Annotated in this window: 13 protein-coding genes, 1 tRNA gene and 4 pseudogenes; 9 read left to right on the top strand and 9 right to left on the bottom strand. The window is 69.6% G+C overall.

Translation table 11 applies throughout. From position 1 onward, the window contains the following. From AC5P09_RS50300 to AC5P09_RS50290, 3 genes are all read left to right on the top strand, one after another. Positions 1-450 (top strand): FG-GAP repeat domain-containing protein (locus AC5P09_RS50300; protein ID WP_493880373.1); only part of this gene is annotated, 450 nt, incomplete at its 5' end. A 61-nt stretch (positions 451-511) separates the two neighbouring features. After that, complete coding sequence (locus tag AC5P09_RS50295; RefSeq protein WP_493880372.1) at positions 512-2074, top strand: amino acid permease; 1563 nt, start codon at positions 512-514, stop codon at positions 2072-2074. Positions 2075-2207: 133 nt separating this feature from the next. Next, positions 2208-2280, top strand: a tRNA-Lys gene (locus tag AC5P09_RS50290). Positions 2281-2445: 165 nt separating this feature from the next. Here AC5P09_RS50290 and AC5P09_RS50285 read toward each other — a convergent pair. The 3 genes and pseudogenes from AC5P09_RS50285 to AC5P09_RS50275 form a co-directional block, all read right to left on the bottom strand. Next, the gene (locus AC5P09_RS50285; RefSeq protein WP_493880371.1) at positions 2446-2586 is read right to left on the bottom strand and encodes a hypothetical protein; all 141 of its coding nucleotides are present in this window, start codon (positions 2584-2586) and stop codon (positions 2446-2448) included. Positions 2587-2665: 79 nt separating this feature from the next. Further along, positions 2666-2839, bottom strand: a pseudogene (locus AC5P09_RS50280) (methyltransferase domain-containing protein); the annotation flags it as partial. Between the two features lie 242 nt (positions 2840-3081). Next, complete coding sequence (locus AC5P09_RS50275) at positions 3082-3312, bottom strand: hypothetical protein (RefSeq protein WP_493880370.1); 231 nt, start codon at positions 3310-3312, stop codon at positions 3082-3084. Positions 3313-3523: 211 nt separating this feature from the next. On the opposite strand from AC5P09_RS50275, the gene AC5P09_RS50270 reads away from it, so the two are divergent. Continuing rightward, a complete protein-coding gene (locus tag AC5P09_RS50270) occupies positions 3524-3805 on the top strand; it encodes a hypothetical protein (protein ID WP_493880369.1) in 282 nt (93 codons plus the stop codon). Positions 3806-4175: 370 nt separating this feature from the next. On the opposite strand, the gene AC5P09_RS50265 is transcribed toward AC5P09_RS50270, so the two are convergent. Next, the gene (locus AC5P09_RS50265; protein ID WP_493880368.1) at positions 4176-4472 is read right to left on the bottom strand and encodes a GntR family transcriptional regulator; all 297 of its coding nucleotides are present in this window, start codon (positions 4470-4472) and stop codon (positions 4176-4178) included. Positions 4473-4630: 158 nt separating this feature from the next. On the opposite strand from AC5P09_RS50265, the gene AC5P09_RS50260 reads away from it, so the two are divergent. From AC5P09_RS50260 to AC5P09_RS50245, 4 genes are read left to right on the top strand one after another with little or no spacing between them, the layout of a single operon-like run. Continuing rightward, positions 4631-4963: a hypothetical protein gene (locus AC5P09_RS50260; RefSeq protein ID WP_493880367.1), complete on the top strand. Its 333-nt coding sequence runs from the start codon at positions 4631-4633 to the stop codon at positions 4961-4963. Further along, complete coding sequence (locus AC5P09_RS50255) at positions 4963-5295, top strand: hypothetical protein (protein WP_493880366.1); 333 nt, start codon at positions 4963-4965, stop codon at positions 5293-5295. Before AC5P09_RS50260 ends, AC5P09_RS50255 begins: the two co-directional genes overlap by 1 nt. Before the next feature lie 47 nt (positions 5296-5342). Continuing rightward, on the top strand, positions 5343-5609 hold the full coding sequence (locus AC5P09_RS50250) for a type II toxin-antitoxin system Phd/YefM family antitoxin (protein WP_493880365.1): 267 nt from the start codon (positions 5343-5345) through the stop codon (positions 5607-5609). Positions 5610-5616: 7 nt separating this feature from the next. Continuing rightward, on the top strand, positions 5617-5880 hold the full coding sequence (locus AC5P09_RS50245) for a type II toxin-antitoxin system RelE family toxin (protein ID WP_493880364.1): 264 nt from the start codon (positions 5617-5619) through the stop codon (positions 5878-5880). Between the two features lie 178 nt (positions 5881-6058). On the opposite strand, the gene AC5P09_RS50240 is transcribed toward AC5P09_RS50245, so the two are convergent. From AC5P09_RS50240 to AC5P09_RS50230, 3 genes are all read right to left on the bottom strand, one after another. Further along, entirely contained in the window at positions 6059-6511 is a 453-nt protein-coding gene (locus AC5P09_RS50240; protein WP_493880363.1) for a nuclear transport factor 2 family protein, read from the bottom strand. Between the two features lie 5 nt (positions 6512-6516). Beyond that, on the bottom strand, positions 6517-7323 hold the full coding sequence (locus AC5P09_RS50235; RefSeq protein ID WP_493880362.1) for an MBL fold metallo-hydrolase: 807 nt from the start codon (positions 7321-7323) through the stop codon (positions 6517-6519). A gap of 216 nt (positions 7324-7539) precedes the next feature. After that, positions 7540-8034, bottom strand: a complete 495-nt coding sequence (locus AC5P09_RS50230) for a MarR family winged helix-turn-helix transcriptional regulator (RefSeq protein WP_493880361.1) — start codon at positions 8032-8034, stop codon at positions 7540-7542. Positions 8035-8235: 201 nt separating this feature from the next. Here AC5P09_RS50230 and AC5P09_RS50225 point away from each other — a divergent pair. Beyond that, a pseudogene (locus tag AC5P09_RS50225) lies at positions 8236-8784 on the top strand (sensor domain-containing protein); the annotation flags it as partial. A 186-nt stretch (positions 8785-8970) separates the two neighbouring features. Here the strand turns inward: AC5P09_RS50225 and AC5P09_RS50220 are convergent. Further along, positions 8971-9321, bottom strand: a pseudogene (locus AC5P09_RS50220) (sensor histidine kinase); the annotation flags it as partial. Positions 9322-9364: 43 nt separating this feature from the next. Then, a pseudogene (locus AC5P09_RS50215) lies at positions 9365-9442 on the bottom strand (DNA-binding response regulator); the annotation flags it as partial.

Raw genomic sequence — 9442 nt, 5'->3', positions numbered from 1 at the left:
GACGTGAGCGGCGACGGCCGCCCGGACCTGATCGCGCGCAACACCTCGACCGGTGCGGTGTACCTCTACAAGGGCACCAGCGCGGGCAAGCTGTCGGCGCGGGTGAAGCTGTACGACAACTGGAAGACGTACAAGAAGGTCGCCGGGGCCGGAGACCTGAACGGTGACGGTGTGGGTGACCTGGTCGCCCAGGACAAGGCGAACAACCTGTACCGCTACTACGGCAAGGGCAACGGCACGTTCGGCGCCCGCGCGAAGGTGTTCTCGAACTGGGGCGGTTCCTACAACGCGATCGTCGGCGTCGGGGACATCACCGGGGACGGGAAGAACGACCTGGTCGTGCGGGACTCGGCGGGGAATCTGTACCGGAACCCTGGCAACGGCAAGGGGTCGTTCGGGGCGCGGGTGAAGATCGCTAGCGGCTGGCAGGGCTACAAGGGCCTCTTCTGAGGATCCTTTCCAGCCAAGTTGTGACGTGTGTCACGCCCCCGGTGAGGGAATTGCTGGGGGCATGACAGATGACGCCATAGCGAGCGGGCAGCCCGACGCCGCGGACCTCTCCGGTCTCTCGGACGAGGAACGGCTGGCTCAGCTCGGTTACACGCAGGTTCTCGCCCGCCGCATGTCGGCGTTCTCCAACTACGCGGTCTCCTTCACGATCATCTCGGTCCTCTCGGGCTGTATGACCCTGTACCTGTTCGGCATGAACACGGGCGGCCCGGCCGTGATGATGTGGGGCTGGGTCGCGGTCGGCCTGATGACCCTCTTCGTCGGCCTGGCGATGGCCGAGATCTGCTCGGCCTATCCCACGTCGGCGGGCCTGTACTTCTGGGCGCACCGGCTCGCGCCCCCGCGTACGGCCGCCGCCTGGGCCTGGTTCACGGGCTGGTTCAACGTGCTGGGCCAGGTGGCGGTGACAGCGGGCATCGACTTCGGCGCGGCCTCGTTCCTCGGGGCGTATCTGAACCTCCAGTTCGACTTCGAGGTGACGCCGGGCCGCACGGTGTTGTTGTTCGCCGCGATCCTGCTGCTGCACGGCCTGCTGAACACCTTCGGCGTCCGGATCGTCGGCCTGCTGAACAGCGTGAGCGTGTGGTGGCACGTGCTGGGCGTGGCGGTGATCGTCGGCGCGCTGACCTTCGTCCCCGACCAGCACCAGTCGGCGTCCTTCGTCTTCGGCGAGTTCGTGAACAACACGGGCTGGGGCAGCGGGACGTACGTCGTCCTCCTGGGCCTGCTGATGGCCCAGTACACCTTCACCGGCTACGACGCCTCGGCCCACATGACCGAGGAGACGCACGACGCGTCGACGGCGGGCCCGAAGGGCATCGTGCGGTCGATCTGGACGTCATGGATAGCGGGCTTCGTCCTGCTGCTCGGCTTCACCTTCGCGATCCAGTCGTACGACGGTGCCCTCGGCTCCTCGACGGGCGCGCCGCCGGCCCAGATCCTGCTGGACGCGCTGGGCGCGACGGCCGGCAAGCTGCTGCTGCTCGTCGTGATCGGGGCGCAGCTGTTCTGCGGCATGGCGTCGGTGACGGCCAACAGCCGCATGATCTACGCGTTTTCGAGGGACGGCGCGCTGCCGTTCTCGCGCGTGTGGCACACGGTGAGCCCGCGCACCCGGACCCCCGTGGCGGCGGTGTGGCTGGCGGCGGGCGGCGCGCTGGTCCTCGGCCTTCCGTACCTGATCAATGTCACCGCGTACGCCGCGGTGACCTCGATCGCCGTGATCGGCCTCTACATCGCGTACGTCATCCCGACGCTGCTGCGGCTGCAGAAGGGCGAGGCCTTCGAACGGGGGCCGTGGCACCTCGGCCGCTGGTCCCGGGTCGTGGGCGTGGTGTCGGTGGTGTGGGTCGGCGTCATCACGATCCTGTTCATGCTGCCCCAGGTCTCCCCGGTGACATGGGAGACCTTCAACTACGCGCCGGTCGCCGTCCTCGCGGTCCTCGCCTTCGCGACGACCTGGTGGCTGGCCTCGGCCCGCCACTGGTTCCTCAACCCCGACCACGAGCGGACCCGGGCCCGCGAGGCGGCTCGCGCGAACGCCCCCGAACCGGTCGATCCCTGACACTCCGGACCCACTCCGGACCCACGCTCCGGACCCACTTCGCCCCGTCCTTCTTATCCGCCACGGCCGTGTCCCCGATACCCGATCGGAGACACGGCCTCGTCCGGCTATGCTCGGGGTGGCAACATCGCCTGGGCCCTTAGCTCAATTGGCAGAGCAGTGGACTTTTAATCCATTGGTTGTGGGTTCGAGTCCCACAGGGCCTACCGGAGAGCCCCCACGTCAGAGGGATTTGACGCGGGGGCTCGGGCGTTTTTCGGGGCCTTGGTGATCGTTAGCTCGGCCCAAGCTCGGCCGAAGTGCAGACGATCAAGACGTGGAGCGGCCCCGGTCGGCGACGGGGGACGCCGGCCGGGGCGGTTGAAGGACCGTCAGGCGCGGGCCTGGACGATCAGTGTGCCTACCGTGCGCGGGCCGGGTGGCGCGGCCAGCACCTGCGTGCGCACGTCCGTGTAGCCGTACTTGCCGAGCAGCTGCTCCCACGCCTTCGGCTCGTAGTCCCAGCGCTTCACGACGAGCGGGTCCTCGTCGGCGCCGCGAAGGATGTATGAGGCACACCACGCCGTACACGGAGTACATGGCGTCGAAGTCCTTGCCGCCCTCCTGCAGGTAGGCGATTGCGTCCGCGCGGCGGAGTTCAAGGCCCGGGACGTCGCGCCATCGCTCCTCGGCGGCGCGTAGCTGGACGGGTGAGATGTCCACGCCGACGGCGTCCATGCCCAGGGCGGCGAGGTGCGCGACGTTTCCTCCCTTCCCGCAACCCAGGTCCAGGACTCGGCCGCCGGCGGGCAGGTCGAGGAGTTCGGCACCGGGGCCGTGGTCGGCGTACTGGGTCCAGTTGAACCAGGTCGTCTCGCCGCGGGCGTTCGTCGGCCGACGCTCGGGCCGCTACCGTGAGTACGTGTCCCAGGCGATCGCCGTGTCTGTCACTGCCTGCTCCGCTCATAGGGCCAGCCGCCCGGCTGTGACACCGGACGGCTGGAGTCTCTTACATGGGGTGCGGGTTGTCAGCCACTCTTGGGACTGTCGTGGCATCCAGCGTGGCACTGGTTGCAGTCGGCGGCCGAGCGCCAGAGTTCGGCGTCGACCGCGTATCCGGCGGCCTGGATCGCGTGCATGGTCCGTTCACGGGCGGCCGCCGCACCGCCCGGCGCCCCGATATCGGGACCGAAACCGGTTTCGGCCTTGGCTTCGACGGGCCGGGCTTCGGCGTCGACGTCCACGGCGATGACGGGCACCGGCTCGGGGGACAGGGCGGGGACCCGTGTGCGGTCGTCGAGGTCCTCAGAGTCGGTGGCAACGGAATCATGACCACATGAAGCGGCAGCGGTGTCAGCCGTGCGGGCAGGCAGCGCGGCCCACCGGATGGAGTATCGCCGGTCGCCGCCCCGAGGCCCGGGACCTAGCGTCGTGGCCAAAGCCTCATGAGCGCGGAAGGAGCGCTGACGCATGCCCATCCTTGGACATCACTACAGCCCTGACTGGACCCAAGAGCTCTACCAGGCGACCATCGACCGGGTCATCCCGGACCCCAACGACCTTCCGAGTGGGTTGATCGCTCACTATGCAGCACCCCTGGAGGGGGGTGGCTGGCAGGTTGTCGACGTCTGGGAGTCTACGGAACAACACGACCGCTTTCTTCGGGAGCGGGTGGTCCCTGCCGCCCAGGAACTCGGTGCGCCTCCCTTCGAGACCAAGTTGACCGAGCTCTACAACTCGCTGGTCGCTTAGCAGCGCTACACGTCTTTGTGTCGTTCGCGGCAGACCTGTCCACAGCGCTGTTTCAGGCTCGGCTCGAGCCTTGGGGTCGAGGGACGAAATCCGAAACTTCGCAGGCCAAGCCCGATAACGGGGCGAAACCAGTTTCGGATCAAGGACGGGTCCTGCTGGATCACCGCGGGCGGCAGCTGCTGGAGCGGGACGAGCGGAACGTCCATGCCGGCCGAGCGGCGCGCGGCCGGCGAGGACGCCGCCGACTGGGTCGACACGGGGAAGACCTGATCGCTGGCTGCCTCGGTGGCTTCGGAGGGTGGCTCGTCCCGCTACCGGCGCGATCGCCGTCCGGGTCAATGACCGTTCCTCGGTGGATGGTTGGGCGCCTTCAGGCGTTCGGCTCGCCCTTCTCGGGCGCGTCGTCGGCCGGCTGCTCGACGACGAAAGAGCCTTTGCCGCGCACGGTGACGATCAGTCCGCGCTCGCGAAGTTCCTGTGCAGCACGTCGCGCGGTGAGTCGGGCCACGCCGTACTCGTCGGCAAGGTGGTTCTCCGAAGGGATGGGCCTGTCCGGCGCCAGCTCCCCGGACTTGATTTTGCCGGCGATGACGTCCGCCAGCTGGACATAGAGCGGTCTCGCGCTCATGGGGTCCAGCGTGGCCTTCGGCTTTCCCGAATCGCTCATACGTCCAACGTAGAGCGGCATGGAGCTGCACGATCGTGTGGATCCCTCTGTACTTGTATGTAGAGGGATGCATCCCGGTGTAGCTTCCAGGATGGAAAGACCCCGGCGAGGCGGCCAGGCCTCCCGGGGCACGGCCAACGCTTACCAGGAGCGTCGACATGCACGACCTTATCCGCCGCACCCTCGAATGGCTGCGCCTCCTCTTCGCCCCGGGAACCGGTAAACGGCGTCGCCCTCGCCGCCACTCCTGTCCCCACCTCCACCTAACCGCCGTACACCGCCCTTCCACACCCCTGCCCCAGCACCGCTCCCCGTACGGCCTCACCACCCCCCTCGACGGCACCGACTCCGCCCTCGTACGCCCCTACCTCACCGCCCACGAACAGGAAGCCGTCCTCCAGCACCACCGCCGCCTCGCCCTCGTCCTCGCCGCCGACTTCGGGATCGACCTCGACCGGCACCTGATCGGCGCGCAGGAGGTGGCCGCCTGATGGAACACACCACCGACCACGCGACGGCATCCGCGTCCCCCCGCCTGCTGCCCTGGCCGTCCCCCGACGGCAACCCCTGCTACCTGGTGACGGACAGCCGCGGCGGGTATCTGTCCCGCCTCGCCGACGACCTGGAGGCTGCCCAACTGGCCACCGGCGCCGACGTTCTGGGCCTCGCCCGCGCGGTGCTGGACGATCCCGCGTCGGCGTACACCGAGGTCCGGTACGCCGGTCTCCGGCTGGCCGAGTGCCTGGTCGACGCGCTGCGCGTCGCCGAGTCCCGGGGCTTGCGCCTGCCTGCACAAGGCACCGCGGATACCAAAGGTGCCTAGCCTCGAATGCGTTGTGTACACATGGGACACTCGGTACTCTTGGGCGCATGACCGAGATGCCCATAGAGTCCATCCGTGACGTACGCGCCCACTTGGCCGAGGTAGTCGAACGGGCCGATCGGGACGACACCCCCACGGTCATCACCCGGCGGGGCAGGCAAGTGGCCGCTGTCGTGTCGATCGAGGTCCTGCGCAGGTACCAGGAGTGGGAAGAGCGCGAGATCAACCGGATCATCGACGAGCGGATGGCCAACCCGGCGGCCGGTGTCCCGATCGAGGACGTCATGAGGGAGACGCTGGCACGCAGTGAATGAGCACAGCGTGAGTGAGTACCGCACCGTCGTCCGCCCGGAGGCCCGGGCCGAGCTGCGCAAGATTCCCCGGGCCGCGGCGCTCCGCATCCTTGCCAAGCTGACGGAGCTGGAGACCGACCCGCTCGGCTTCCACACCACCGCGCTCGTGTCCCAACCTGACCGGCGCCGCCTGCGCGTCGGTGACTACCGCATCATCTACACGATCGACAACGGGGAACTGGTGGTGTGGGTGGTCCACGTCGGACACCGGTCCACCGTCTACGACACCTGACGGCGTGGGCGACGCCTCCCGACGGCGTCCGTGCCGTAGCTGGCGAACTGGCCACCGCCATCGGCGACTTGCCGCGCGACCACGGTGCTGCCGACGGTGGGACTGCCTAGGCCCAGGCAGAGTTGAAAGGCCTCGTCACCAGCGGTGGCGAGGCCTTTCGGGGGAGGCAGAGGGGCGCTCAGCCGGCGTCGGTCATCGCCTCACGTACCAGTGCCGTGTCCACGAACTGCTCGAACCGTACGATCCGGCCGCCGCGTACGACGAAGTGGTGGGCGACACGGACGTTGATGGGCTTGCCTGTCGCCTTGTTGACGGCGGTGTAGCGGGCCAGGACCACGACGTTCTCGCCGTCGACGACGTACGTGTCGTCGTGGGCCGCCCAGTCGTCCCACTCCTTGGCGAGCTGTTCCATCACCTGGGAGGTCACGCCGTCCGGGGTGCGGTAGGTGCCGGCGAGGGGGAAGCCCGCCATCTCGGTCCACTCCACGTCGGGGGCGAGGGTGGCGCGCAGGGCTTCGAGGTCGCCGGCGGCCGAGGCGAGGTACTGGCGGCGGACCACGTCGGCCGGAGCGGGGGAGGCGGCGAAGGCGGCGAACGCGGCGGCGGAGTCGCTGGTGTCGGTGGGTGTCATGGTGGTCAGCCCCACTTCATCTCGCCCTTGGCGACCTTCGCGCCGATCTGGGCGGCGATCAGCATGCCGTTGTCGGGGTAGCGCCGGACGAGTGCCTCGGTCAGGGCCGGGCCGTCCGCCGCGGTCGCGAGCTCTTCGTCGAAGGCGAGGAGGTAGTCGCGGGTGGCGGTGATGGCGGAGGCGTCGGCGGGGGTGCCGGGCAGGCGGTGGCCGGGGACGACCAGCTGCGGGTCGAGGGCGGCCATCTCGTCCAGGAGCTTGAGCCAGGCGGCACGGTCCTCGGGGTTGGGCGTGTCGGCGACCCAGACGTGCTCCTTCTGGAAGAGCAGGACGCCGCCGAGGACCGCGCGCTGCTCGGCCTGCCACAGGTAGTGGCGGTCGGGCAGCTCGGCCGGGCCGCCCTTCAGCTCGAAGCGGTGGCCTTCCAGGGCGAGGTCGCCGGTCAGCGGGGTGATGTCGACCAGGCGCGTGGGCAGGTTCGGGCCGAGGGACGCCCACGCCTTGAGCTTGCCCTCGTAGGAGTGCCGGATGTGCTCGATGACCTGCGGGGTGGCGACGAAGGCGGCGGCGGGGAAGGCGTCGGCGAGAACTTCGGCGCCGAAGTAGTAGTCCGGGTCGCCGTGACTGAGGAAGACGGTGGTCAGCTGCTTGCCGGAGTCCAGGACGGCGGCGGCCAGACGGTGGCCGTCGGCCCGGGTGAAGCCGGTGTCGACCAGCAGTGCCTCGCGCTCGCCGGTGACGAGGGTGGCGGTCTTGTTCTTGGTGCCGGCGGGGAAGTCGAGATCGAGGACGGTGAATTCGAGCGTGCTCATGCGGGTGCTCCTTGAGGGGGACGGCGAGGGTCTCGGTGCCCGCCAGCGCGAGCCATTCATCTGACTAAACAGTATCTGCCTCGTCAGGCATTTCCCCGCAGGTGTGTGATCGGCGCCACTTTTCTGTCCACGGTGCCATGGGATCAGGCACGCCGCCCGCCCGGCCGGCGCCCGCCCGGCCGGCGCCCGCCCGGCCGGCGCCCGCCCGGCCGGCGCTCAGGGCAGCCGGGGCAGCATGTCCCGCGCCGCGTGGCTCAGGATGCGCAGATCCTCCGCGAACCGCTCACGGTCCGCCTCGGGCAGCGGCTCCAGGAAGTACCGCTTGATGTTCTCCACGTGCACCCGGGAGGCACCCACCGCGGTCTCCTCGCCCAGCCCGGTCAGCCGCACCAGCCGCCCACGCCGGTCGCCGGGGTCCTCCACGCGTTCGACCAGCCCGGCCGCCTCCATACGGTCCACGAGTCGCGTCGCCCCGCCCGTGGTCAGCACCTGCTCCTGGGCGATGGCCCGCATCGACAGACCCGGCTCGGGCGCCCGTCCCAGGATCAGCAGCACCTCGTACGTCAGATGGCTGATCCCGCACTCCACCTCCAGCGAGCGCCCCAGGATGTACTCCAGCCGGTTGGCCGCCCCCTGCAACCGCCCGAAAGCCAGGACCAGCTCGTGATCCGCGGCCTCCTTCGCCGTCGAGATCCCCGCGTGCTCGCTCACAGCCCCAGCGTCCCTTTCGTCGTCCCGGCAGACCCGAACCGATCTTCGTCGTCCCCGGCAGCCCTGCCCCGATCATGCCTTCCGCGGTGCTTCTGCGGCCGTTCCGCGGACCGTTCCGCGGCCGATGGTGTAGCCCGCTACACCCCCGCCCGGGTGCCCGCCCACCCGACCGCCCCCACCCCCATCATCTAGCGTTGCCGCATGTGGAAAACGGTCCAGCGGGCCGCGTGGGCCACCTTGCATCTTGTCGTGGCCGCCGCGATGGCGTTCGGCGTGTGGATATTCATCACCGTTCTGCTGATCACCGCCACCGGTACGGTCGCGGTCGTCGGCGCCTGGATGCTGCCCGAGACGGTGCTGCTGATCCGGCGGATCGCCGGGGCCAAACGAGGACTGACCGCCGCGTGGACGGGGCGGCGGATTCCCGAGGCGTACCAGAGCATGAGCGGGACGCTGCGGGAGCGGTTGCGGATCGCCGTACGCGACCCCGGTACGCACACCGACCTGCGCTGGATGCTCGCCTACTACTTCTACGGCGCTCTCGTCTTCCTCGCGCTGCCGCTGTGGCCCGTGGGGCTGGTCGTCGACGGCGTGTGGTGCGGGCTGCTGCGGCGGCCCGCGGTGGTGCTGCCGTTGATCGTGCGGCTCGCTGACCTCGAGGCCGACTGGACGACCGCCCTGCTCATGCCGGAGGGCCTTGTGCTGTTGCTGACCTCTGCCGGGCACGAGGTGGTGGCCGTGGTGGGCTCCGGGCCGGAGGTCCTGCCCGCGTTGCTGGAGCATCGGCCGGATGTCGCGGTGCTGGATGTGCGGATGCCGCCGGGGTTCCGTGACGAGGGTCTGCGTGCGGCGTTGGCTGCGCGGAAGGAGATGCCGGGGTTGCCGGTTCCGGAGGTGGTGACGGAGTTGCTGACGCGGCGCCGGGACACGCCTGTCCACCGACACCGCCAGACCGCTGCTCGCGGCCAGCGCCCGCACCGCGCCGACCAGGCCGCGGTCGGTGAGGATCGGCGGGTGGATGCCGCGTACGACGTGCCGCAGCTCCGTGAGTGCCTGTTCGGCCTGGTCCTGGGCGTCGTCCAGGAGCTTGCGCGCGGCCGCGGGATCACGGTCGTAGGCCCGCTTGGCGAGCCCGATCCGCATGGACAGGGCGACCAGCCGTGCCTGCGCGCCGTCGTGCAGATCCCGCTCGATACGGCGCAGTTCGGCGCCGTGCGCGGCGATCGCGTCCGCCCGGGTCTCCTTCAGTTCCTCGACCCGCGCGGCGAGCTGCGCCTTCGGTAGCGGGCATCGCCGGGTGCTGGCCGTACTGGCGTACCTGGCGCACACCCCCCCCGGCCGCCACCCGCTCCAGCGCATCGAGAAACTCATCCACCCGCCCGACCCGGTCCTTGAGCAGATAACCCAC

Source organism: Streptomyces sp. a15 (assembly GCF_059026085.1).
This window is presented reverse-complemented; position numbering and strand designations above follow the sequence as displayed.

What these genes read in the sequence shown, in the direction of transcription:
- AC5P09_RS50295 (WP_493880372.1), top strand. Translation starts at nt 512, where the DNA reads ATGACAGATGACGCCATAGCGAGCGGGCAGCCCGACGCCGCGGACCTC.
- AC5P09_RS50270 (WP_493880369.1), top strand. Translation starts at nt 3,524, where the DNA reads ATGCCCATCCTTGGACATCACTACAGCCCTGACTGGACCCAAGAGCTC.
- AC5P09_RS50265 (WP_493880368.1), bottom strand. Translation starts at nt 4,472, where the DNA reads ATGAGCGATTCGGGAAAGCCGAAGGCCACGCTGGACCCCATGAGCGCG.
- AC5P09_RS50260 (WP_493880367.1), top strand. Translation starts at nt 4,631, where the DNA reads ATGCACGACCTTATCCGCCGCACCCTCGAATGGCTGCGCCTCCTCTTC.
- AC5P09_RS50255 (WP_493880366.1), top strand. Translation starts at nt 4,963, where the DNA reads ATGGAACACACCACCGACCACGCGACGGCATCCGCGTCCCCCCGCCTG.
- AC5P09_RS50250 (WP_493880365.1), top strand. Translation starts at nt 5,343, where the DNA reads ATGACCGAGATGCCCATAGAGTCCATCCGTGACGTACGCGCCCACTTG.
- AC5P09_RS50240 (WP_493880363.1), bottom strand. Translation starts at nt 6,511, where the DNA reads ATGACACCCACCGACACCAGCGACTCCGCCGCCGCGTTCGCCGCCTTC.
- AC5P09_RS50235 (WP_493880362.1), bottom strand. Translation starts at nt 7,323, where the DNA reads ATGAGCACGCTCGAATTCACCGTCCTCGATCTCGACTTCCCCGCCGGC.